At 71.6% G+C, this 21,427-nt stretch carries 23 protein-coding genes; 9 read left to right on the top strand and 14 right to left on the bottom strand.

Annotated features, from left to right (window positions below; translation table 11 throughout):
* Positions 1 to 10 precede the first annotated feature (10 nt).
* Positions 11 to 322, top strand: coding sequence for a thiamine-binding protein (locus tag JOF37_RS05190; protein WP_210005750.1), 312 nt, complete (start codon positions 11 to 13; stop codon positions 320 to 322).
* A gap of 64 nt (positions 323 to 386) precedes the next feature.
* Complete coding sequence (locus JOF37_RS05185; protein WP_271174824.1) at positions 387 to 1,622, top strand: MFS transporter; 1,236 nt, start codon at positions 387 to 389, stop codon at positions 1,620 to 1,622.
* Between the two features lie 3 nt (positions 1,623 to 1,625).
* On the opposite strand, the gene metX is transcribed toward JOF37_RS05185, so the two are convergent.
* Positions 1,626 to 2,828: a homoserine O-acetyltransferase MetX gene (gene metX / locus JOF37_RS05180; RefSeq protein ID WP_210005747.1), complete on the bottom strand. Its 1,203-nt coding sequence runs from the start codon at positions 2,826 to 2,828 to the stop codon at positions 1,626 to 1,628.
* 266 nt (positions 2,829 to 3,094) lie between these two features.
* Here metX and JOF37_RS05175 point away from each other — a divergent pair, with 266 nt between their 5' ends.
* Positions 3,095 to 4,126, top strand: coding sequence for a TerC family protein (locus JOF37_RS05175; protein ID WP_210005746.1), 1,032 nt, complete (start codon positions 3,095 to 3,097; stop codon positions 4,124 to 4,126).
* 83 nt (positions 4,127 to 4,209) lie between these two features.
* On the opposite strand, the gene JOF37_RS05170 is transcribed toward JOF37_RS05175, so the two are convergent.
* Entirely contained in the window at positions 4,210 to 5,532 is a 1,323-nt protein-coding gene (locus JOF37_RS05170) for a bifunctional o-acetylhomoserine/o-acetylserine sulfhydrylase (RefSeq protein ID WP_210005744.1), read from the bottom strand.
* Between the two features lie 156 nt (positions 5,533 to 5,688).
* Between JOF37_RS05170 and JOF37_RS05165 the strand changes: the two genes are divergently transcribed.
* The 3 genes from JOF37_RS05165 to JOF37_RS05155 all read left to right on the top strand — a co-directional run bounded on the left by JOF37_RS05165 (position 5,689) and on the right by JOF37_RS05155 (position 7,889).
* Positions 5,689 to 6,474 carry an SDR family oxidoreductase gene (locus tag JOF37_RS05165; RefSeq protein ID WP_210005736.1) on the top strand — a complete coding sequence of 262 codons (786 nt, stop codon included), beginning with the start codon at positions 5,689 to 5,691 and terminating at the stop codon, positions 6,472 to 6,474.
* An 82-nt stretch (positions 6,475 to 6,556) separates the two neighbouring features.
* Positions 6,557 to 7,216 (top strand): uracil-DNA glycosylase, encoded by a 660-nt coding sequence (locus tag JOF37_RS05160; protein ID WP_210007680.1) that lies wholly within the window; start codon positions 6,557 to 6,559, stop codon positions 7,214 to 7,216.
* 46 nt (positions 7,217 to 7,262) lie between these two features.
* A complete protein-coding gene (locus JOF37_RS05155; protein WP_210005735.1) occupies positions 7,263 to 7,889 on the top strand; it encodes a GNAT family N-acetyltransferase in 627 nt (208 codons plus the stop codon).
* A gap of 1 nt (position 7,890) precedes the next feature.
* Here the strand turns inward: JOF37_RS05155 and JOF37_RS05150 are convergent, their stop codons facing one another.
* The 8 genes from JOF37_RS05150 to JOF37_RS05115 all read right to left on the bottom strand — a co-directional run bounded on the left by JOF37_RS05150 (position 7,891) and on the right by JOF37_RS05115 (position 15,348).
* Positions 7,891 to 8,235 (bottom strand): protealysin inhibitor emfourin, encoded by a 345-nt coding sequence (locus JOF37_RS05150; protein WP_210005733.1) that lies wholly within the window; start codon positions 8,233 to 8,235, stop codon positions 7,891 to 7,893.
* Complete coding sequence (locus JOF37_RS05145; RefSeq protein ID WP_210005730.1) at positions 8,216 to 9,280, bottom strand: M4 family metallopeptidase; 1,065 nt, start codon at positions 9,278 to 9,280, stop codon at positions 8,216 to 8,218. The genes JOF37_RS05150 and JOF37_RS05145 overlap by 20 nt, the downstream gene beginning before the upstream one ends.
* Before the next feature lie 54 nt (positions 9,281 to 9,334).
* A complete protein-coding gene (locus JOF37_RS05140; RefSeq protein ID WP_210005728.1) occupies positions 9,335 to 10,144 on the bottom strand; it encodes an ABC transporter ATP-binding protein in 810 nt (269 codons plus the stop codon).
* Positions 10,141 to 10,923, bottom strand: coding sequence for an ABC transporter ATP-binding protein (locus tag JOF37_RS05135; protein WP_210005726.1), 783 nt, complete (start codon positions 10,921 to 10,923; stop codon positions 10,141 to 10,143). Before JOF37_RS05135 ends, JOF37_RS05140 begins: the two co-directional genes overlap by 4 nt.
* Positions 10,920 to 11,798, bottom strand: a complete 879-nt coding sequence (locus JOF37_RS05130) for an ABC transporter permease (protein ID WP_210007679.1) — start codon at positions 11,796 to 11,798, stop codon at positions 10,920 to 10,922. The genes JOF37_RS05135 and JOF37_RS05130 overlap by 4 nt, the downstream gene beginning before the upstream one ends.
* Positions 11,798 to 12,748, bottom strand: coding sequence for an ABC transporter permease (locus JOF37_RS05125; RefSeq protein ID WP_210005725.1), 951 nt, complete (start codon positions 12,746 to 12,748; stop codon positions 11,798 to 11,800). The genes JOF37_RS05130 and JOF37_RS05125 overlap by 1 nt, the downstream gene beginning before the upstream one ends.
* Entirely contained in the window at positions 12,745 to 14,256 is a 1,512-nt protein-coding gene (locus tag JOF37_RS05120) for an ABC transporter substrate-binding protein (protein WP_210005722.1), read from the bottom strand. Before JOF37_RS05120 ends, JOF37_RS05125 begins: the two co-directional genes overlap by 4 nt.
* A 144-nt stretch (positions 14,257 to 14,400) precedes the next feature.
* Positions 14,401 to 15,348, bottom strand: a complete 948-nt coding sequence (locus tag JOF37_RS05115) for an alpha/beta fold hydrolase (protein WP_210005720.1) — start codon at positions 15,346 to 15,348, stop codon at positions 14,401 to 14,403.
* 68 nt (positions 15,349 to 15,416) lie between these two features.
* Here JOF37_RS05115 and JOF37_RS05110 point away from each other — a divergent pair, with 68 nt between their 5' ends.
* The 3 genes from JOF37_RS05110 to JOF37_RS05100 are packed head-to-tail and all read left to right on the top strand — an operon-like array spanning position 15,417 to position 17,124.
* The gene (locus tag JOF37_RS05110; RefSeq protein ID WP_210005718.1) at positions 15,417 to 15,893 is read left to right on the top strand and encodes a carboxymuconolactone decarboxylase family protein; all 477 of its coding nucleotides are present in this window, start codon (positions 15,417 to 15,419) and stop codon (positions 15,891 to 15,893) included.
* Complete coding sequence (locus tag JOF37_RS05105) at positions 15,890 to 16,612, top strand: tyrosine-protein phosphatase (RefSeq protein ID WP_271174825.1); 723 nt, start codon at positions 15,890 to 15,892, stop codon at positions 16,610 to 16,612. The genes JOF37_RS05110 and JOF37_RS05105 overlap by 4 nt, the downstream gene beginning before the upstream one ends.
* Before the next feature lie 53 nt (positions 16,613 to 16,665).
* Positions 16,666 to 17,124 carry a ferredoxin reductase domain-containing protein gene (locus JOF37_RS05100; RefSeq protein ID WP_210005716.1) on the top strand — a complete coding sequence of 153 codons (459 nt, stop codon included), beginning with the start codon at positions 16,666 to 16,668 and terminating at the stop codon, positions 17,122 to 17,124.
* 6 nt (positions 17,125 to 17,130) lie between these two features.
* Here JOF37_RS05100 and JOF37_RS05095 read toward each other — a convergent pair whose 3' ends face one another.
* From JOF37_RS05095 to JOF37_RS05080, 4 genes are all read right to left on the bottom strand, one after another.
* Positions 17,131 to 17,592, bottom strand: a complete 462-nt coding sequence (locus tag JOF37_RS05095; protein WP_210005714.1) for a Fe-S oxidoreductase — start codon at positions 17,590 to 17,592, stop codon at positions 17,131 to 17,133.
* The gene (locus JOF37_RS05090) at positions 17,589 to 18,431 is read right to left on the bottom strand and encodes an arginase family protein (protein ID WP_210005711.1); all 843 of its coding nucleotides are present in this window, start codon (positions 18,429 to 18,431) and stop codon (positions 17,589 to 17,591) included. The genes JOF37_RS05095 and JOF37_RS05090 overlap by 4 nt, the downstream gene beginning before the upstream one ends.
* Before the next feature lie 86 nt (positions 18,432 to 18,517).
* Positions 18,518 to 19,252, bottom strand: a complete 735-nt coding sequence (locus JOF37_RS05085) for a PspA/IM30 family protein (protein ID WP_210005709.1) — start codon at positions 19,250 to 19,252, stop codon at positions 18,518 to 18,520.
* A gap of 40 nt (positions 19,253 to 19,292) precedes the next feature.
* Positions 19,293 to 21,332, bottom strand: coding sequence for a TPM domain-containing protein (locus JOF37_RS05080; RefSeq protein WP_210005707.1), 2,040 nt, complete (start codon positions 21,330 to 21,332; stop codon positions 19,293 to 19,295).
* Positions 21,333 to 21,427: the final 95 nt, after the last annotated feature.

The raw sequence follows: 21,427 nt of genomic DNA, 5'->3' as shown, positions 1-21,427 counted from the left end.
GGAGTCTCACATGCTCGTCGCTTTCTCCGTCGCCCCCAGCGGCACCGGCCGCGCCGATGGCTCGGTCCACGACGCGGTCGCCGCCGCCGTCGCCGTCGTGCGAGCCTCCGGCCTGCCGAACCGAACGACGTCGATGTTCACCGAGATCGAGGGGGAGTGGGACGAGGTGATGGATGTCGTCAAGCGAGCGACCGAGGCGGTGCTGCCGTTCGGGTCGCGCGTCTCTCTCGTGCTGAAGGCGGACATCCGTCCCGGCTACACCGGCGAGCTCGACGCGAAGATTGATCGGCTCGAGCGGGCCATCGACGACGACGGGCTCTGACGGCAGGGACGTCCGCCGCTCGAATCGATTCGACCGGCGCGGGCGGGCGCGTTAGGCTCGCCCGGTGACGACCCCCGACCTGCCCCGATCCGCCGCCCGTTGGGCTCTGTTCGCTCTCGCCATCGGCAGCTTCGGCATCGGGATGACCGAGTTCGTCGTCATGGGTCTGCTCCCCGACATCGCGCGCGAGCTCAGCCCGGGCGTCTACGCGGACGACCCCGAGGCCGCCATCGCACAGGCCGGATGGCTCATCACCCTCTACGCGGCGGGGGTCGTCGTCGGAGCGCCGACGATCGCGGGAACCGTCGCGAAGTACCCGCGGCACCGCGTGATGGTGTTCCTGGCCCTCGCCCTGACGGTGTTCACCGCCCTCACGCTCGTGCTGCCCACCTTCGAGCTCGTGGCCGCATCGCGCTTTCTCGCCGGCCTTCCGCACGGGGCGTACTTCGGCATCGGCGCGCTCGTGGCGGCAGACGTGCTCGGGCCGGGCAAGCGCGCGCAGGGTGTCGCGTTCGTGCTGACGGGCCTGACGATCGCGAACGTGGTCGGCGTGCCGCTGGGGACGTTCCTCGGCCAGCAGTTCGGCTGGCGAGCCGCCTTCCTCGTCGTCGCCGTCATCTTCGCCGCCGCGACGATCGCGATCGCGGTGACGGTGCCGCACCACGCCGGGGAGCCGTCGCGCACCCTCCGCGCCGAGTTGCGCGTCTTCCGCATCGGCCAGGTCTGGTTCGCGCTCGGGATCGGCGCCATCGGGTTCGGCGGGTTCTTCGCCGTCTACAGCTACATCGCGACCCTCGTCACCGAGGCCGCGGGCTCGCCGCAGTGGGTCGTGCCCATCGTGCTCGTCATCGCCGGGCTCGGGATGACGACCGGCAACCTCGTGGGCGGTCGGCTGGCCGACCGTGATCTGCGCCGCAGCCTGGTGGGCGGGCTCATCGCGCTCGCGCTCGTGCAGGCGCTGCTGGCGCTCACCGCCGGGTGGATCGTCGCCGTCGGATTCTTCGTCTTCCTCGTGGGCTTCTTCTCGGCGGCACTGAGCCCCACCATCCAGACCCGTCTGATGGATGTCGCCGGCGACAACCAGTCGATCGCGGCGGCGCTCAACCACTCGGCGCTGAACATGGGCAACGCGATGGGCGCTGCGCTCGGCGGTGCCGTGATCGCGGCCGGCCTCGGTTTCGTCGCGCCGGTGTGGGTGGGGGTGGTCCTGGCGCTCGCTGGTCTGGCCATCACGCTCGTGAGCTTCTCCGTCGAGGCGCGGACAGGTCGCCGCGGTGCGGCGGTCGCGTTGCCGCGCTGACCGTCAGGAGGAGAGCAGTCGGCGCAGGTGCGCGCCGACGACCGCGGTCTCGATGAGGAAGGCGTCGTGCCCGAAATCGCTCGAGATCACGACGGCCTCCTCATCGATGGTCGACCGGATGCCGCGGGCGATGCGGTGCTGCCCCTCGACGGGGAACAGGCGGTCGGAGTCGATGCCGAGCACGAGCGTGCGCGCGGTCACGCGGCCGAGCGCATCCTCGACCCCGCCGCGGTCGCGACCGACGTCGTGGGAGTTCATCGCCTCGACGAGTGTGATGTAGCTGTTGGCGTCGAAGCGTCTCGTGAACTTGTTGCCGTGGAAGTCGAGGTAGCTCTCGACGGCGAAGCGGCCGCCGTGGCCGATGGGGCTCTTGCCCGACTGCCAGGTGCGCTGGAAGCGCAGGTTGAGCTCGGTCGGGCTGCGGTAGTTCAGCAGCGCCATGCGACGCGCGAGCGCGAGCCCGCGGTGCGGCCCGTCGCCGTCGCCGGCGTCGTAGTAGTTCCCGTCCTGGAAGCGGGGATCCATCCGGATCGCTTCGATCTGCACCGAGTTGAGGGCGATCTGATCCGCGGTGTTGACGGGCGGCGCCGCCAGGACGGCGAGACGTTCGAGCCGGTCGGGCAGCGTCACGCCCCATTCCAGGGCATGCATGCCGCCCATCGATCCGCCGACGACGGCCGCCCAGACGTCGATCCCGAGCGCATCGGCGAGCTGCGCTTGCGCGGACACCTGGTCGCGAATGGTCAGGTGGGGGAAGCGTCGACCCCATTCCGAGCCGTCCGCGGCGATGGATGACGGCCCGGTCGACCCCTGGCATCCCCCGAGCATGTTCGGGGCGACGACGAACCAGCGGTCGGTGTCGATGGGCGCCCCGGGCCCGACGATGTCGTCCCACCAGCCCGCCGTCGCGTGCCCCGGGCCGGCGTCGCCGCGCACGTGGCTGTCGCCGGTGAGGGCATGGAGCACGAGGATCGCGTTGTCGCGGGCGGGGGAGAGCTCGCCCCAGGTCTCGTAGGCGAGGCGGAACGCCGGCAGGTCGCGCCCGCTCTCGGTGGGCAGGGCGCCGAACGTCGCGAAGTGTCGGTGTCCGACGGGATCGCCGTCACGCCACGCGCCGGTCGCGGGCGGCCGGGCCCGCAGGAGCCGCGCGTCGGCCTCCGTGATCGGCGCACTCGGCACCGTGTCTTCGGAGGTCTGCCAGTCCATGACGAACATTCTCCCGCTCGTCGAGAGCCCTCGCGGGAGTGTTACGCGATCCGCGCGGACCCAACCTTGTGACGCTACCGCGTGCCGTCCGCAACGGGCGCGCCGAGGGGCCGTCGAAATCCCGTAAGATACCGCGAAGCAAGGGGAGTACTTCCGCCTGCGGCGATCTCGTCATTACGAACCCGACGTTGAGTTCCGGGACGCCGGTCCCTGCGGGGATGAAGGAGACCTGGCCGTTCGCTTCCGTCGACCCCTTGGAGACCTTCTTGGATATCACTCCGCTCGTCTGGATCATCACCATCGCCGTGACGATCGCCTTCTTCGTCTACGAGTTCTTCGCGCACGTGCGCACCCCTCACGAGCCCACGATCGCGGAGTCGGCGCGGTGGTCGGCGTTCTACATCGGGCTCGCTCTGATCTTCGGCGTCGTGATCGGCTTCGTGCCCGGCTGGGGCTGGGTGTTCGCGGGCGAGTACTTCGCGGGCTACCTGACCGAGAAGGCGCTGTCGATCGACAATCTGTTCGTCTTCCTGATCATCATGACCGGCTTCGCCGTGCCGAAGAAGTACCAGCAGAAGGTGCTGATGATCGGCATCGTGATCGCGCTGATCATGCGCGGCGCGTTCATCGCGATCGGCGCCGCCCTCATCGAGAACTTCTCGTGGATCTTCTACATCTTCGGTGCTCTGCTGCTGTTCCTCGCGTACCGCCAGGCCTTCGCGCACGGTGACTCCGACCCCGCCAACGGCAAGTTCATGCGCTTCGTGCGCCGTCACCTGCCGGTCTCCGACGAGTACAACGGCGACAAGCTGACGGTGTCAAAGAACGGCAAGCGCTTCGTCACGCCGATGCTGCTGGTCATCATCGCGATCGGCTTCATCGACCTCGTCTTCGCGGTCGACTCGATCCCCGCCATCTACGGTCTGACCAACGAGGCGTACATCGTCTTCACCGCCAACGCGTTCGCCCTGATGGGTCTGCGCCAGCTCTTCTTCCTCATCGGCGGACTGCTCGAGCGCCTCGTGTACCTCGCACAGGGCCTCGCGGTGATCCTGGCGTTCATCGGTGTGAAGCTGGTCTTCCACGCGCTGCACGTCAACGAGCTGCCCTTCATCAACGGCGGCGAGCCGCTGCTGTGGGTGCCCGAGATCCCGATCTGGTTCTCGCTGCTGTTCATCGCGGCCACCGTCGCCGTGGCGACCATCGCGAGCCTCGCCAAGACGCGCGGCGACAAGCAGAAGAACGACCGCGACCAGGTCCAGGGCGAGGAGATCACGACCGCCTCCGACGCCGACTGACACCTCGGCTGCGCCGCAACGACGGATGCCCCGGCCCCACCGCATCGGTGGGCCGGGGCATCCGTCGTCCTGAGGAGGGACCGTTACGCGCGCGCGGCCTCCGCGACGGAGCGCGCGGCGGCGAGAGCCTGCTCGAGGTCGGCCTTGAGGTCGTCGATGTTCTCGAGTCCCACCGACAGACGCACGAGCCCCGGGGTGACGCCCGTCGTCAGCTGCTGCTCGGGCGTCAGCTGCGAGTGCGTCGTCGAAGCGGGGTGGATCACCAGCGAGCGCACGTCGCCGATGTTCGCGAGGTGGCTGAACAGCTCGAGCGCGTCGACGAACGCGCGCCCGGCGGCGACGCCGCCCTTCAGCTCGAACGACAGCACCGCGCCGACGCCCTTCGGGGCGTAGCGGTTGGCCGCGGCGTACCAGGGCGACGTCGGCAGGCCGGAGTAGTTCACGGACGCGATGTCGTCGTGGTTCTCGAGCCACTCCGCGATCTCCTGCGCGTTCTGCACGTGGCGCTCGATGCGCAGCGACAGCGTCTCGATGCCCTGGATGAGCAGCCAGGCGCTCTGCGGCGAGATCGCGGCACCGAGGTCGCGCAGCAGCTGCACGCGCGCTTTGATGACGTACGCGAGCGCGTCGCCGACGGCCTGCGTGTAGACCGCGCCGTGGTACGACGGGTCGGGGGTCGTCAGGCCCGGGAACCGCACGGAGTGCTCCGACCAGGCGAAGCGGCCGCCGTCGACGATCACGCCGCCGATGACCGTGCCGTGACCGCCGAGGAACTTCGTCGCGGAGTGGACGACGATGTCGGCGCCGTGCTCGAATGGACGGATGAGGTAGGGCGTGGCGATCGTGTTGTCGACGATGAGCGGCACACCGGCCTCGTGCGCGACGTCAGCGACGCCGCGGATGTCGAGGACGTTGATCTGCGGGTTGCCGATCGTCTCGGCGAAGAACAGCTTCGTGTTCGGACGCACCGCGCGGCGCCACTCCTCGAGGTCATCCTGGTTCTCGACGAACGTGACCTCGATGCCGAGCTTGGCGAGGGTGTACTTGAAGAGGTTGTACGTGCCGCCGTAGATCGAGCTCGAGGCGACGAAGTGATCGCCCGCCTCGGCGATGTTGAGGATCGCGAACGTCTCGGCCGCCTGCCCCGAGGCCACCAGCAGCGCGCCCGTGCCGCCCTCGAGGGCCGCGAGGCGCTGCTCGACGACATCCTGGGTGGGGTTCTGGATGCGCGTGTAGATGTTGCCGAACTCGGCCAGCGCGAAGAGGTTGGCGGCGTGGTCGGAGTTGTCGAACACGTACGAGGTCGTCTGGTAGATCGGCGTCGCGCGAGCCTTGGTGACCGGGTCCGGTGCGGCACCGGTGTGGATCTGCTTGGTCTCGAAGCGCCAGTTCTCGGATGCGGACATGCGGGCCTCCATCGGGTCGGACGGCGGGCGGCAGGCGCCGTCCCCGAATCGAGCGTACGGAGGGCGCGAGCCGGCGACAACGAGCGGGACACGGGGCGTAACCTCCTCGCCGCGGCGGACCGCGGACGCGAGCGCGCAGGCGGCTACGGTGGGACCATGACGCGACGGGCTGTGGTGACGGGTGCGAGTTCGGGTATCGGCGAGGCCGCGGTGCGCGCGTTGCGCGGACGCGGCTGGGACGTCGTCGGGGTGGCGCGCCGCGCCGACCGGCTCGAGGCACTCGACGTCGAGGCCGGCTCGACCTCCTTCGCGGCGGATCTGACCCGCGAGGCCGACGTCGACGCTCTCGCAGCGCACCTCGAGGCCTCCGGCGGAGTGGACGCCCTCGTCCACGTCGCGGGCGGCGCGCGCGGGACCGACCGCGTCGAGGACGGCCGCCCCGACGACTGGCGCTGGATGTTCGAGGTCAATGTCCTCTCGGCGCAGCTGCTCACCGCCGCCGTGCTGCCGCTGCTGCGTGAGCGGATCCGGGCCGGCGCGGGCCATGCCGACGCGGTCTTCGTGACCTCCACGGCGGCCCAGACCGCCTACCCCGGCGGCGCCGGTTACAACGCCGCGAAGGCGGGGGAGTCGATGCTCGTCCACGCCTTGCGCCTCGAGCTCAACGGCGAGCCGATCCGCGTGGTCGAGATCGCACCCGGCATGGTGCACACCGAGGAGTTCACGCTGAACCGCGTCGGCGGCGACCGCGGCGCCGCGGACGCCCTGTATGCCGACGTCGAGAATCCACTGACCGCGGCCGACGTCGCCGATGTGATCGCGTACGCGATGGATGCTCCCGGTCACGTCAACCTCGACCTCGTGACGATGCGGCCGGTGGCGCAGTCGGCGCAGCACCTGCTCGCCCGCGGTCCGCTGCGGCCGCGCCCCAGCGCGAGCTGATGCCACCGATGCTGCGGTAGACCCGGCCTACCCTGGACGAGTGACTGCTCACTCGCTTCCCGAACTCGCCGCCGACGGACGGATGGCTCCGGACTGGGCCGACGCCCTCGCGCCCGTCGCGGACGACATCGCCGCGATGGGCGAGCGCCTGCGAGCCGAGACGGCGGCCGGTCGCGGCTACCTGCCGGCGGGCGATCGCGTGCTGCGGGCGTTCGAGCGACCGCTCGCCGATGTGCGCGTGCTCATCGTCGGCCAGGACCCGTATCCGACCCCGGGGCACCCGATCGGGCTCTCGTTCGCCGTCGACGCCCACGTGCGGCCGCTGCCGCGCAGCCTGACGAACATCTACCGCGAGCTCGAGGCGGACCTGGGCATTGCGCCGGTCGCGCACGGCGACCTCTCCGCCTGGAGCGACCAGGGCGTCCTGCTGCTGAACCGTGTGCTGACGGTGTCACCCGGGGCACCGGCATCCCATCGCGGGTGGGGGTGGGAGCGCGTCACCGAGCACGCCATCCGCGCGGTCGTCGCGCGCCGTCGCCCGCTCGTGGCGATCCTGTGGGGGCGGGATGCCGCGACGCTGCAGCCGCTGCTGGGCGAGACCCCGATCGTCGCGTCGGCGCACCCGTCGCCGCTGTCTGCGAGCCGTGGCTTCTTCGGGTCGCGGCCGTTCTCGCGGGCGAATGCCCTGCTGCAGCAGGCGGGCGGCACGGCCATCGACTGGCGGCTACCGCCGGTCGCCTGAGGCCGCGCGTCACGGGGCGGAAACGTCCGCCGCGTAGAGTTGCGGCATGCTCGAGGAGGACTCCAACCGCGATCGCCGACGTCTGCCACGACACCTGCGACGCGCGCCCGAGGCGGAGCGTCCGTTCACATTCGAGATCCGGCCCGTCCGAGCGACCGACCTTCCCGACATCCGCGAGATCTACAACTACTACGTCACGAACTCCGTCGTCACCTTCGACGAGAAGAAGTGGTCGCAGGCGCAGTGGCGCGAGAAATACGACTACCTCACGAAGCTCAAGCTCCCCTTCCTCGTGGCGGTCTCGCCGTCGGGGCAGATCCTCGGCTACGCGCTCGCGTCGCCGTGGAACGGCAAGACCGGGTTCCGCTACACCGTCGAGAGCTCGATCTATCTCGGCCAGGCGGCCACGGGCAAGGGCCTCGGGCGGGCACTGCTGGCCGCGCTGATCGACGCGTGCCAGCAGCTCGGCCTGCGCGAGATCGTCGCCGTCGTGAGCGATAAAGGCGCCGAGGCGTCGATCGCGCTGCACGAGCGCTTCGGGTTCGTCGAGGTCGGCCGGATGGGCCGCGTCGGCCACAAGTTCGGGCGCTGGCTGGGCACCATCTATCTGCAGAAGTCCCTCGAGCAGGAGAAGAAGGGGCTGCGGAAGCTGTTCGCGCAGCGATCGGACTGAGTCAGGGCGCCGGGCGCCGGTCCGGCGAGGTCGGCAACCTCCCGGCTCGCACGGCGTCGATCAATGCGCGCCACGGAGCGTCGAAGTCGTCGCCGAGCTCGGCCTGCCGGCTCGCCTCGGCGGCGTGAACGGTGACCCGCCAGTGGAACCGGTCGGCGCCGCTCGCCGCGCGGGGACGCGCCGCGGCGCCCCAGGGGCATCGTTCGACGAGGTGGAGCCAGGCGGTGCGGTCGGCCGGGGGCGGCTCCACGCGCCAGGTCCGGGTGAGCCCGGCGAAGCCGCCGCTGCGCTCGACCACGATGAGGAGCTCGGCCGAGGTGGCGGCGTCATCGTCCGGTCGTGGCATCCTCCAGCACGCCGACGTCGCGCCAGGCGGCACGCACCGCGTCGGCTTCCTCCGACCTCTCACCGTACTCCTCGGCGGCCTCGGATGCCGTTGCCCGGGCGAACGCCGCGAAGTCCGCGGTGGGGGAGAGCGTGCCCGCGGTGAGCGTGCGGTACCAGATGAGACCGGCGCGTTCCCATGCGTAGCCGCCCAGCCGTGTCGCCGCGAGGTGGAAGGCGCGGTTCGGGATGCCGGAGTTGATGTGGACGCCGCCGTTGTCGCTCGTGGTGTCGACGTAGTCGCGCATGTGCCCGGGCTGCGGGTCGCGTCCGAGCACGTCGTCGTCGTAGGCCGTGCCGGGGGCGGCGAGGGAGCGCAGCGCGCGGCCCTGAACGCCGGGGGCGAAGATCCCCGCGCCGATGAGCCACGACGCCTCGTCGGCCCGTTCACGGCGCTGGTGCTGCTCGGTGAGGGCGCCGAAGACGTCGGAGAGCGATTCGTTGAGGGCCCCCGACTGGCCGACGTACTCGAGCCCGCCCGAGAACTCCGTGACCCCGTGGGCCAGTTCGTGCGCGATGACCGTGAGCGAGCGCGTGAAGCCGGTGAAGACCTCGCCGTCGCCGTCGCCGAAGACCATGCGCTCGCCGTTCCAGAACGCGTTGTCGTAGTCGACCCCGTAGTGGACGGTCGCGGCCAGCACACCGCCCCGGCCATCGATCGACGCACGGCCGAAGGCCTCGAAGAAGAAGGCGAACGTCGCACCGAGTCCCGCGAACGCCTCATCGACGGCGCGATCGCCGGTCGGCGGGTCGTCCTCGGCACGCACGAGCGTGCCGGGCAGCTCTTCGCGCTGCTCGGCGTCGGACACCACGCGGTCGGGAGCGGGAACCCGCTCGGCGACGAGCGTGTCGCCCCCCTCGATCGTCAGCCGCAGCTGCGAGCGGCCCGCGAGGTCGGTCGGGCGCGCGGCGAGTGTGGCTCGCGCGGCGACCGCGGCGCGCGCCAGGTGCGGCTCGCGGGCCGAGGCGACGCGGGCGAGGATGTACGGGGGGATGATCGCGCGCATGGGCTCACGGTAACGCCGGGTGCCGACACCGGCCAAGGAATCCGCGCGGACGGATCAGTCCGCCGCGCGGTGGGGATCGATGACCGGCACCGAGGCGAGCAGCCGGCGGGTGTACGCCGCCTGCGGCTGCAGCAGCACCTTCTCGGTCGGGCCCTCCTCGACGATCCGTCCCTCGGTCATCACCACGACGTCATCGCACAGGTTCTGCACCACCCCGATGTCGTGCGAGACCAGCAGCAGCGTCATCCGGTCGCGCTCGCGCAGCGCGCGCAGCACGTCGAGGATCTGCGCGCGCACCGTCACATCGAGCGCCGAGAGCGGCTCGTCGCCGACGAGGATGTCGGGGTGGTGCACGATCGCGCGCGCCAGGGCGATGCGCTGCCGCTGCCCGCCCGAGAACTCGTGCGGGTACCGGTCGGCGACGTCGCCGTCGAGCCCGACGTCGCTCAGCACCTCGCGCACGCGGGCCCGTCGGTCGCCGTCCACTCCGAGCGCCCACAGCGGCTCGCCGACGATGCGCCCGACGGACATGCGGGGATCCAGCGACGCGTAGGGGTCCTGGAAGACGATGCCGGTCCGCCGGCGCAGCCAGTGCAGGCTGCGAGCGGAGGCGCGCGCGTCGATGGGACGGCCGTCGACCGTGACGCTTCCGGCGCTGGGGGTGTCGAGTCCGAGCAGCAGCCGCACGAGCGTGGACTTGCCCGACCCCGACTCGCCGATGATCCCGAGGGCCGAACCCGAGCGCACGTCGACGTCCACGTCGTCGAGCGCGACGGTCTCGCGGCGCGGCGCCCACGGTCCCGAGCCGCGGGTGCGGTAGCGGCGGGTCAGTCCGCGGGCCGAGATGAGCGTTTCCGGCGTCATGACCGTCCCTCCGGGCGCCACACCGTCGCCGTCGCGTCGCGCAGCAGGGCCCGCGTGACGGGGGAGCGGGGAGCGGTGAGCAGCTGGGCCACCGGCGCCGCCTCCACCACGCGGCCGCGTTCGAGCACGACGGCGTCCGTCGCCACCTGCGACAGCACCGCCAGGTCGTGGGTGATGAACAGCAGCGACATCCCGTCGTCGTCGACGAGCTCGCCGAGCAGGTCGAGGATCTCGGCCTGGATGGTCACGTCGAGGGCGGTCGTCGGCTCGTCGGCGATCAGCAGGCGCGGCCGGGCGGCGATCGCCATCGCGATCGCGACGCGCTGCCGCTGCCCGCCCGAGAGCTGGTGCGGGTATCGGCGCAGGGCTCCCTCGGGCAGCCGCACGCGATCGGCGTCGGCCTGGGCGCGGGCGAGCGCTTCGCGCCGGCCGGCCTTCTGGTGGATGCGCAGCGGCTCGGCGATCTGGCGTCCCACGGTGCGCAGGGGGTTGAGGGCCGTCTGCGGCTCCTGGAAGACGATGCCGATCGCATCACCGCGCAGCGCCGCGAGGTCGCGGTCGCGCAGCCCGACGAGCTCCGTCCCGTCCCAGCGGATGCTGCCCGAGACCTCCGCGCCCTCGGGCAGCAGGCCGAGCACCGCCAGGGCGGTGAGCGACTTACCCGACCCCGACTCGCCGATCAGTCCCATGCGCGCGCCGTCGGGCACTGCGAACGAGACACCGTCGACGACGCGGCGCCCGTCGAGGTCGATCGTGAGGTCGCTCACCTCGAGACTCATGCGACCACCGCCGGCGTGTGGGATGCCGCCGCCGAGCGACGACGCGACAGGGTCGGGTCGGTCGCCTCGCGCAGCCCGTCGCCCAGCATGTTGAGGCCGAGCACGGTGATCGTGATGGCCAGGCCGGGCCACACGACGCTCAGCGGATGGGCGGTCAGGTACGTCTGCAGCTCGCTCAGCAGCAGTCCCCACGAGGGCTGCGTGGTGGGTGCGCCGAAACCGAGGTAGCTCAGTCCCGCCTCCGCGAGCACGGCGACCGCCATGCCCCACGACAGCTGCACGATGAACACCGGCGCCACGTTGGGCAGCAGGTGCCGCACCGCCGTCTGCGCGGGTGTGAGGCCGCTCGCCCGCGCCGCGAGGACGAAGTCGCTGTGGAGGATCCGGCGCAGCTCCGGGCGGGTGACCCGGGCGATGTTGACGCCGAACCCGATGCCGACCGAGATGACGACGACCCACAGTGAGCCGCCCCACACCGCAGAGATCATCATGGCGATCAGGAGCACGGGGAAGGCGATGAGGATGTCGACGAGCACCGCCACGATCTCGCGCGTCCACCGCCGGGTGAGCGCGCCGAGGCACGCCAGCGCGATCCCGAGGAGCGTGGCCACGGCGCCCGCTCCCAAAGCGACGAGGACGGTCGTGCGGGCGCCGGCCATGAGGAGCGACAGGATGTCGCGCCCTGACGCGTCGGTGCCGAGCACGTGCGGCCATCCGGGCGGCGACCAGCGCGCCGGGATGTTGACGCGCTGCGGATCGAAGGGCGTCCACAGCAGTGAGACGACGGCGATCACGCCGATCGCGATGACGACGATGACGCCGAACCGGCCGGTGGGCAGCGCCCAGAGCCGGCGGAGCCATGACAGACGCGCGATCACGATGCCTCCCGCTGACGGGGATCCAGGCCGCGGTGCACGAGGTCGACCACGAAGCCCACGACCAGGACCACGGCGGTCAGCGCGAGGAGCTCGCCCTGCACCTTGGGCAGGTCGCGCAGTCCGACGTCCGCGACGAGCATCCGCCCGATACCCGGCAGCGTGAACAGCTGCTCGATCACCACCGCGCCGACGACGATGCCGGCGACCTGCAGGCCGAGGACGCTGATGATCGACAGCCCCACGGTGGGCAAGCCGTGCCGCAGCAGCGCCGCGCGCCGCGTCAGGCCCTTCGCCGCGGCAGTGCGCACGAAGTCCTGTCCCATCGCGGCGAGGGTCGCGCTGCGCACGAACCTCATGAGCATCGCCCCCTCGACCACGCCGATCGTCACGGCGGGGAGGATGAGCGCGGAGAACGCCCGCCCCGGATCGCGCCATCCCTCGCGCGGGAACCCCTGCGCGGGCAGGAGGTCGAGCCAGACCGCGAAGACCACGACGAGCATCATTCCGGCCCACACGACCGGGACAGCGGCGATCGCCTGCGCGCCGAAGGAGAGAACGGTGCCGTCGGCGCGGCCGCGCCGCAACGCCGCGATGATGCCGAACGGCAGCGCGATCACCACGGCGACGACCATCGACATCAGCCCGAGCGGAACGGTGATCTGCGCCTTCGCGGCGAGTTCCGCGGCCACGGGCGTGCCGGTGACGAGCGAGGTGCCCAGGTCACCGCGCAGCAGGCCGCCGATCCACTCGGCGTACTGGACGGGGAGCGGGACGTCGAGCCCCAGCTGCTCCCGAATGGCCGCCACCTGCTGCGGGGTCGAGTTGGTGCCGGCGATCTGCTGCGCGACGTCCCCCGGCAGCACCCGCAGCGTGAGGAAGATCAGCACGCTGGCCACGACCAGCCCCAGCAGAAGCAGGGCCAGTCGTGTCAGCGCGTAGCGGATCACCCGTCGCTCTTGGCGATCTCGGCCAGGTTGATACGCGCGTTCACGTTGTCGACGGGCATGCCGGTGACGTTCGTGGCGACGGCGACGACCGAGGCCCAGTTGTACAGCCAGTCGGCCGGGTGGTCCTCCGACACGATGCGAGCGGCCTGCCGGAGGAGCTCGGCGGCCGCCTCGTCGTCGGTCGCGGTGAGCGACTGCGCGAACAGGCTCTGGACCTCCGGGTTGTCGTACGTGAAGTAGTAGTCGGGGTCGGCCCAGTTCTCGAAGTCGCGGGGCTCGGCGTGGTTGACGACGCTGAGCTCGTAGTCCTTATTGGTGTAGACGTCGCTCAGCCACGTGCCGAAATCGACTCGGTCGACCTTGAGGTCGATGCCGACGTCGTTGAGGTTCGACACGAGGATCTGCGAGAGGGTCGTGCTGTACGCCGACGGGATCGTCAGGGTGAGCGACAGCTCTTCGACTCCCGCCTCGCCGAGCAGGGCCCGAGCGGCCTCGGGGTCGTAGGTGACGACATCCGAGAGGTCTTCGTAGCCGGGATCCGCCTCGGGGATGGGGCCGTACAGCGTCTGTCCCGCACCGACAGCCTCGACGATCGCGTCGTGGTCGATCGCGGTGCGGATCGCCTCACGCACCCGCACGTCCGCCAGGGGCCCGGTGGTGGAGTTCATCGCCAGCACGCTCTTGTCGGTCGCGCTGCCGGTCTCGACGGTGAATTCGCCGCCGCCCTCGACCTGGTCGGTCATGTTCGCGTCGAACCCGACCAGGACGTCGACCTCGCCGGCGAGTGCGGCATTGATCGCAGCCTGGTTGTCGGGGATGAAGTCGAAGGTGACGTCGGCCACCTGAGCGGTGTCGCCCCAGTACTCGTCGTTGCGCTCGAGCGTCAGGCTCGCGCCCTGCCGCCAGTTCGCCACGCGGAAGGGACCGGTGCCGTTGGCCGCGGTGTTGTAGTCGACCGCGTCGCCCTCCTTGAGGATGATGCCGGCTCGGCCGGTGAGGTTCCACAGCAGCGTCGAGTCCGGCTGCGACAGGGTCAGCGTGATCGTCTGCCCCTCCGCGGTGACCGAGGCGACGTTCGCGAGGCGCTCGGAGTCGGCCCACTCGGGGGTCGCCTTCCGCGTCGTGAGCGAGGCGACGACATCCTGCGGCGTCAGCGGCTGGCCGTCGTGGAAGACCACGCCCTCGCGCAGGGTGAACGTGTACGTCAGGCCGTCGGCCGAGACCTCGTGCTCGGATGCGAGAGCATCGACGATCTCGCCGGCGGCGGTGCGGGCGACGAGCCCCTGGTACACGTTGTCGATGAGCGTCTGGTCGAGCGAGATGCCCGCCGTCTGACGGATGTCGAGGTTCGACGGCTCGAGGACCAGGCGGATGTTGACGCTCGCGTCGGGGTTCGGCTCACCCGCACTGGCGGACGACGACGGGTCGGAGGCGCCCGAGCAGCCGGCGAGGAGCAGCGTGCCGGCGGTCACCAGCGCGGCAGCGGAGAATGCGGTGCGGCGAAGCATGTGGAGGAGGGTTCCTTTCGCAAGGGCGGGGGCATCGTTGCTGTCCGATGCGGGTCCGCGAACTCAGTGCGGCATACAGCCTAGGGTCCGCGGTGACCCCGGGGCGCATCCGGCGCCGTGACGCGTCTCGCGGCGACTTCTCGGTCAGCCCTGTTCGCGTCCCGCGAGGCCGGCATCGCGGATGAGCCGGGCGAGTTCCGCCGGCAGCTCCTCCTGTACGTTGTGGCCGCTGTCGACGTCGATGATGCGCGCGTGCGGCAGCCGCGCGCGGTAGGCGTCGAGATCCGCCGTCGAGAGGTAACCCCGTTCGCCGCGCACGAGCGTGATCGGAGCCGTGACGGCTTCGAGGTCGTCCCACCCGGATGCCGCGAGCACGGCGGCCAGCGCGTCCTGGCGCTCGTCCGCGACGGCCGCGGCCTCGGGGTCGGCGGCCAACGCGTTGGCGATGCGCGCGAAGTGGTGCTTCCATTCCACGCGGCCGTCGGGCCGGACGCGCGAGTTCAGCAGCACGCCGCGCTCGGCCGCGGTGCGGTCGCCTCCCAGGCCGAAGGCGAGGGCGCGGTCGACGAGCTCCGCCCGCGACGACCAGTCGGTGGGCCCGGCGAAGAAGCGCCGGATCTGCGCGGCACCGCCGGCGGGGTCGAGCCCCGGCGCGATGTCGACGATGACGAGCGCCCGCACGAGCTCGGGTCGCTGGGCCGCGATCGCCGCCGCGGTGAGGCCGCCCAGCGACTGTCCGACGAGTACCTGCGGCTGCTCGGTCCATCGCTCGAGCGCCGGGATGAGATCGGCGGCGAGGGTGCGTGCTGTGTAGTCGGCGTCATCGCGCCAGCCGGAGTCGCCGTGACCGGGGAGGTCCACCGACAGGGCGGGGCGGCCCAGGGCCAGGACGGTGCGATCCCAGGTGTGGGCGTTCAGCCCCGCACCGTGCAGCAGGGTCACCTCGGGTGCATCGGCCCCGAAGCGCAGTGCGCTGAGATCGCGGCCGTCCGCGGTACGCGCGCCGAGGCGCTCGGCCGCAGGGACGGGGACTCCGAGCTCGGCGGCTTGGACGGGCAGGAACGAGAACTCGTCGAACGGGGCGTCGGTCACGGGGGTCCTTCGGTCGGGGTGCCTCTCATTCTCACCCGCCCGCGATAGGGCATGGGTAGTGTGAAGCCATGAGTCCGGAGCACCGCATCCACCTGTCGAAAGCGGCTCGCCCGGCGTACGACGCCCTCGACGCTTTCGCGCGCACGGTCGGCCGTATCGCCGCCGACGCGGGCATCGGAGAGCGTCTCAAGGAGCTCGCGCTCGTCCACAGCTCGCAGCTGAACGGCTGCGCGTACTGCGTGCGCGTGCACGTCGACCGTGCCGTCCGCGCGGGCGTCACCGCCGACGAGATCGCCCAGTTGGCGACCTGGCGCGACTCGGGCGTCTTCGACGATCGTGAGCGGGCGGCCCTCGAGCTCGCGGAGACCTACGTCCACATCTCCGACGAGGGGATCTCGGACGAGCTCTACGACCACGTCGGCGGCGTGTTCTCCGAAGCCGAGTACGTCGCGCTGAGCTGGCTGTTCGTGTCGATCAACGCCTTCAACCGCGTCACGATCGCCGGCCGCTATCCCGTTCCGCCCCTCCCGAACCTCGACGCGTGAGCGACGAGATCCCGATCGTCGTCTCGGGCGCGGTCAACTTCCGCGACACCGGCGGACTGCCCGCCGGTGACCGCGTCACCCGCTCGGGCGTCCTCTACCGCTCGGGCAATCTGTTCCGCGTCGACGAGGCGGGCCGCGAGGCCCTGCGACGGGTCGGACTGCGCCGCATCATCGACCTGCGCGACGACGACGAGGTGCTCTCCGAGCCGACGGTGCTCGACGGCTTCGGTCATCAGACGCAACGCGTGCCGCTGCTGCTGGGCTCGGTCGCCTCCCTCTTCCGGGCGGACATGTCGCTTGCGTCGATGTACCGGGCGATCGTGGATGAATCCGGCCCGCGCGTCCTCGAGGTCGTCCGCGGCGTCCTCGCCGACCAGCCGGTGCTCGTGCACTGCACGATCGGCAAGGACCGTACCGGCGTCACCGTCGCGCTGATCCTCGCCGCAGCCGGCGTCGACGACGATGCGGTCGTCGCCGACTACGCGCGCACCGAGACGCTGCTGCCGGCCGAACGCAACGCGCCGATCGTCGCCTATCTGCGCGCCCACCATCCGGACGCGCCGGACCTCGTCGACCTCGCCACCCGCTCGCCGGCACCGGTCATGCGTTCCCTGCTCGACGACCTGCGCGAGCGGTACGGATCGCCGGTCGACTACCTGCGGGCGCAGGGGCTGGCAGACGACGAGATCGCGGAGCTGCGTCGCATCCTGGTCGGGTGACGGCTCTCGACGTAGGTAAGGCATGCCTACGTCGGGGGTATAGTGGACGCATCATGACCGTCCACAGTGACTCCGCGTGCCGTGCGTCGAAGCATGCCCGCGTGCAGCAACTGATCACCGCCGACGAGCACTCGCTCGCCGAGCTCGCCGCCCTCGTGGCGACGCTGCCGTTGTGCTCGACCGGCCGCGTCTTCATCGAGGTGCCCGACGCCACGTGGATCGGTTCCGTTGCGGTCCCCGCGCGCATGATCGTCACGTGGCTCGACCGCTCCGCCCGCACCGGCGCGGCGGGTTCGGGCCGGGCCTGTGCGCCGGGCGAGGCGCTCACCCGGGCGGTCACCGCCTGGGCCGACGAGATGCTCTGCACGGATGCCGCGCGCGCGACGCGCGTGCACCTGCTCGGGGGCTTTCTGGGCACGGCCGACATCGTCGATCACCTGACGGGTCGACTCGGGATGGCCGCCGACGCGATCCACACCCCGGAGCGTTTCGGTCTCGCGACCGCCCGCTGAGTCTCGTCAGCGCAGGCCGGCCCGCCGCGGGATGTAGTTGCCGTCGGCCAGTCCGGCGTCGATCTCGAAACGGTTGCGCAGCGGGTCGCGGCCCGCGATGAGATAGAGCACGGGCATCAACAGCCCGTACCGGCGCCACTGCCGCGCGTGCACCGCCTCGTGCGCCAGGACGCGTTCGTCGGGATCGCGCTCGCCGGTGAGGAAGCACGAGCCGACGCAGACGCCGCCGCGCCCGAAGGTCCATGCGGGCATGCCGGTGAACACCCACAGCCCCGAGCGGCGGCGGACGCGACCCGTCGACCACAGCGTGCCCCAGACGAAACCGAATGCCGTCCCGGCGACGGCGCCGATGCGGCTGATCGGCGAATCGAGCAGGGCCGCCGGGATCCAGCGGTCGAGGGCTTCCCCGCGTCGCACGGCTCGGTCGGCCCGTTCGCGCCAGCCTGTCGGCGGCATCGCGGGGCTCATGCGACGGCTCCGATGATCCGCAGCACCGATCCCATGTCGTCGACGGCGGCATCGGGGTGCGCCGGAGCGAAGCCCGAGATGGATGCCCCGACGAGAGGCATCCGCTCGCGCAGCGCGCCGATCGCGGCGGTGAGGGTGGGGACGTCGAGCCCGAACGGCACGGGCGCGCCGACCCCCGTGATGGCCGACGGGTCGAGGACGTCGAGGTCGACGTGCACATAGACCGAGCGCGCGCCGGTCGCTGCGACGGCGTCCGCCAGCGCGGCGGGGTCGGCGAGGTCGTCCACCCGCAGCGTGCGCAGCTTCACCTCGTCGACGAGATCGGTCTCGGCGGCGTCGAACTCGCGCGCGCCGGCCAGGACGACGCGGTCGGCCGGGACGGCGGCATCCGTCGTCAGGGGACCGCGACCGAAGACCGCCTGCAGCGCCATGCCCGCGAAGGCGCCCGAGGGCGACGACGCCGGCGTGTGCAGGTCGGCGTGGGCGTCGAACCACACGACGGCCAGATCCGGGTGCGCGGACGCGGCGTGCGCGACGGCCGGCACGGCCACGCCGCAGTCTCCGCCGATGACGACAGCGGGGGAGGCCGGTGCCGCGGCGGCCGAAGGTGAATCGGTCGAGCCCGTCAACGCGGCCGCGATGAGGTCACGGGTGCGCTGCAGCGAACTGAAGCGGCGGATGCCGGTGTCGAGCGCCTCGCCGGCCTCGACGGGCACATCGACCCGCACGGTGGCGCTGCGCGGCAGGTCGCCGGCGATCGCCTCGGCGCCGTCGATCAGCGTCATCGAGCGGGCCGAGGGAGACCCCTGCCACTGCGGCACCACGATGAATCGGGTCATGTCGTCATCCTTCGTTCAGGCGGGACGAACACCGACGTCCGGGCGGCATCGCCGGCCCGGACGTCGGTGTTCTCGGTCAGACGGTGTCAGCGCTCGATCGCGCCCGCGGCGCCGCCGGACTTCAGGGCGGCGAGCCGCGCCTCGACCTCGGTCAGCTGGCCGACGTCCTCGAGGCTCTCGAACTGCGCGTCGAGGCTCGATGCGGCGAGCTCCTGCTTGCCGGCGGCGAGTGCCTCCTGGCGGCGGACCTTGTCTTCGAAGCGGCCGAGCTCGCTGGTGGGGTCGAGCACGTCGATCGACTTCACGGCGTCGTGGACGCGGTTCTGCGCCTCGGCGGTCTTCGCCCGCGCGAGCAGCTCGGAGCGCTTGGCCCGCAGCTGGTCGAGCTTGACCTTCATGCCGTTGAGCCCGTCCTTGAGCTTCTCGACGACCTCGGTCTGGGTCGCGATCGTCGGGGCGATCGTCCGGGCCTCGTTCTCCTCGCTGATCTGACGCTGCAGCGCGACCTTGGCCAGGTTGTCGAACTTGTCGGCGTCGGCGGTGTTGCCGACCGCGCGGAGCTCGTCGGCCTTGCGGCTCGCAGCGAGCGCCTTGTTGCCCCACTCGGCCGCCGCCTGGACGTCCTCCTGGTGGTCGCGCTCGAGCAGGCGCAGGTTGCCGATCGTCTCGGCGATCGCCGACTCGGCGTCGGCGATCGAGTTGGTGTAGTCCCGCACGAGCTGGTCGAGCATCTTCTGCGGGTCCTCGGCCTGGTCCAGAAGGGCGTTGATGTTCGCCTTCATGAGGGTGGAGATACGACCGAAGATGGACTGCTTTGCCATCGGGGTTCCTTTCATGGGTGGTCTGGGTAGGAGTTCTGAGTCAGAAGCGGCCGCCGCCGCGGCGCGAACGACCGCCGCCGAAGCCTCCGCCGCCGCTTCGGCCGCGAGAGCCACCGCCGAATCCGCCGCCGAACCCGCCGCGCGAGGGGCCGGCGAAGCCGCCGAACCCGCTTCCGCCGAAGCCGGAGGAGCGGCGACCGGACGACCCGCCGCCGAGGAGCGAGTTGAGCACCATTCCGCCGATCATGGCACCCATCATGCCGCTCGATCCCGAACCGGGGGCGGCCTGCGCGAAACCGCCGACGTCGCCGCGGGCGGCCTCGACGGCGAGTGCGCCGAGCTGTGCCGCGCGGGTCGCGTCGGCGAGGGCACGTTCGGGGTCGATCTGCGCCGTGGCCTCCGCGCGGTCAAGCGAGGCACGGGCTTCGGCGACCCGGGTGCGCGCGGTCGCTCCGACCGCGCCGCGCCGTGTGGCGATGTAGTCCTCGGCGGCCGAGACCTGCGCGCGCGCCTGCTGCAGCTGCTGGGCGAGCGTCTGACGCGCACGTTCCGCGCGCTGCGCCGCGTCGCGCGCGCCGGACAGGGCCGCGTCGATCGCCGCGTTCGCACCCAGCAGCACCGACAGGGCGGCCTGCGGGCGGCGCTGCGTCCCCGACAGCTGGGTCCGGGCGGCGTCGATCTGCTGGCGGGTGGCGGTGACGACGCCGGCGAGCGTACCGTCCGCATCGGGCACTCCGATCGCGCTCGCCAGGTCGCCCTCGAGGTCGGCGAGCAGAGCAGCGGCGTCGCGCTCGGCGGCGGCGAGGGTTTCGGCGACCTTGTCGACCGAGGCTTCGAGCTGGGCGGCCTGGGCGATCGCGCTCTCGGCGGCCCGCAGCGCCACGGCCGCCTCCGGGCCGTCGCCGGCGGCGATGGCCCGCTGTGCGGCGGCCAGCTGCTCGTCGGCATAGGCGAGGCGCGAGCGCGCCTGGTCGGGGTTGTCGTCGACCGTCGCGAGCTCTTCGGGGGCGTAGGCGGCGGTGAGACGCTCCAGTGATGTGGAGGCGGCATCCAGACCGGATGCGGCGGCCGCGCGCTCCTGCTGGATGCGCACGAGCGCCTCGGGTGCGTTCTGCTCCAGTGCGCGCAGCCCGTCGAACTCCTCGGTGCGCGCATCGAGCTCGGCGTCGGCGTGAGCGCAGAGCTCGAGGATCCGCGTGTGGATCGCGCGGACGTCTTCCTCGGTGTCGGCCTCGTCGTCGTCGAGGCGCTGCTGCAGCGCGAATGCCTCGTCGAGGTCGCGGCGCGCCTGGGCGAGGGTGTCGGCGAAGCCGCTCGCCGCCGCGTCGCCGAACTGCGCCGTCGCGAATCCGAGCTCCTGCTCGCTCGTGCGGATGGCGTCATCGGCGGCGACGAGAGCGGCGGCGGATCGGCGGGCGAGCTGTTCGATCGGCTCCGCGGCCGGTGCTGCGCCCCCGTGCGCCCGTGCGCCGCCGGAGCGCCGACGTCGCATCACGACCACGATCACGGCGATGACAGCACCCACCGCGAGCAGTCCGAGGATGATCGTGAGGCCCGAGAAGCCGCCGCCCGTGGCACCGGGCTGGCTCGGAGAACCGCCGCCGCCGACCGCGTCCGCCATGGCTCCTGCCGCCGCGAAGGCTGCGCCGCTCCAATCACCGGCCTGCAGCTCGGGGAGGATGTTCTGCGTCTCGATGCGGCCGAGGGCGTCGGCGTCGATCGGACCCGCCGTGTCGCCCGAGAGGTAGAAGTTGCGCTGCTCCGTCGCGATGGCCAGGACGTACTGGTTGACGCCGAGTCCGCCGCGGGCGGCGACGGCGTTGGCCCAGTCCGCGGCGTCGGACGGGTTCGTGAAGGTATCGACGTAGACCACCCAGAGGTCGACACCGGCCTCACCGCTGAGCGCGGTCAATCGTTCGTCGAGGGCGCGTTCCTCGCCGGCTGAGAGGACGTCGACGCCGTCCACGACCCGGCTCGCACCGAGGTCGACCGGTTCCGTGGCGACAGCCGCGGCGGAGCCGCCCAGGATCAGGGCGAGGCTCGCCACGATCGAGAGCGTCAGTGCTCGGAGCGCGCGCATCCGTTCCCCTTCCGAGGACGGAGGACCGGCCTCGGTCCCACTCTATTGAGGGGCCCGGGAGTGAGCCTATGCGGCGACTGAGAATCAGCGGGCAG

The sequence above is a fragment of the Microbacterium imperiale genome (genome assembly GCF_017876655.1).
Taxonomy (GTDB): domain Bacteria; phylum Actinomycetota; class Actinomycetes; order Actinomycetales; family Microbacteriaceae; genus Microbacterium; species Microbacterium imperiale.
Note: the sequence above shows the minus strand (reverse complement) of the source record. Positions and strands in the feature narration are given on the sequence as shown.

What these genes read in the sequence shown, in the direction of transcription:
- JOF37_RS05190 (WP_210005750.1), top strand. Translation starts at nt 11, where the DNA reads ATGCTCGTCGCTTTCTCCGTCGCCCCCAGCGGCACCGGCCGCGCCGAT.
- metX (WP_210005747.1), bottom strand. Translation starts at nt 2,828, where the DNA reads ATGGACTGGCAGACCTCCGAAGACACGGTGCCGAGTGCGCCGATCACG.
- JOF37_RS05170 (WP_210005744.1), bottom strand. Translation starts at nt 5,532, where the DNA reads ATGTCCGCATCCGAGAACTGGCGCTTCGAGACCAAGCAGATCCACACC.
- JOF37_RS05165 (WP_210005736.1), top strand. Translation starts at nt 5,689, where the DNA reads ATGACGCGACGGGCTGTGGTGACGGGTGCGAGTTCGGGTATCGGCGAG.
- JOF37_RS05160 (WP_210007680.1), top strand. Translation starts at nt 6,557, where the DNA reads ATGGCTCCGGACTGGGCCGACGCCCTCGCGCCCGTCGCGGACGACATC.
- JOF37_RS05155 (WP_210005735.1), top strand. Translation starts at nt 7,263, where the DNA reads ATGCTCGAGGAGGACTCCAACCGCGATCGCCGACGTCTGCCACGACAC.
- JOF37_RS05150 (WP_210005733.1), bottom strand. Translation starts at nt 8,235, where the DNA reads ATGCCACGACCGGACGATGACGCCGCCACCTCGGCCGAGCTCCTCATC.
- JOF37_RS05145 (WP_210005730.1), bottom strand. Translation starts at nt 9,280, where the DNA reads ATGCGCGCGATCATCCCCCCGTACATCCTCGCCCGCGTCGCCTCGGCC.
- JOF37_RS05140 (WP_210005728.1), bottom strand. Translation starts at nt 10,144, where the DNA reads ATGACGCCGGAAACGCTCATCTCGGCCCGCGGACTGACCCGCCGCTAC.
- JOF37_RS05135 (WP_210005726.1), bottom strand. Translation starts at nt 10,923, where the DNA reads ATGAGTCTCGAGGTGAGCGACCTCACGATCGACCTCGACGGGCGCCGC.
- JOF37_RS05120 (WP_210005722.1), bottom strand. Translation starts at nt 14,256, where the DNA reads ATGCTTCGCCGCACCGCATTCTCCGCTGCCGCGCTGGTGACCGCCGGC.
- JOF37_RS05110 (WP_210005718.1), top strand. Translation starts at nt 15,417, where the DNA reads ATGAGTCCGGAGCACCGCATCCACCTGTCGAAAGCGGCTCGCCCGGCG.
- JOF37_RS05100 (WP_210005716.1), top strand. Translation starts at nt 16,666, where the DNA reads ATGACCGTCCACAGTGACTCCGCGTGCCGTGCGTCGAAGCATGCCCGC.
- JOF37_RS05095 (WP_210005714.1), bottom strand. Translation starts at nt 17,592, where the DNA reads ATGAGCCCCGCGATGCCGCCGACAGGCTGGCGCGAACGGGCCGACCGA.
- JOF37_RS05090 (WP_210005711.1), bottom strand. Translation starts at nt 18,431, where the DNA reads ATGACCCGATTCATCGTGGTGCCGCAGTGGCAGGGGTCTCCCTCGGCC.
- JOF37_RS05085 (WP_210005709.1), bottom strand. Translation starts at nt 19,252, where the DNA reads ATGGCAAAGCAGTCCATCTTCGGTCGTATCTCCACCCTCATGAAGGCG.
- JOF37_RS05080 (WP_210005707.1), bottom strand. Translation starts at nt 21,332, where the DNA reads ATGCGCGCGCTCCGAGCACTGACGCTCTCGATCGTGGCGAGCCTCGCC.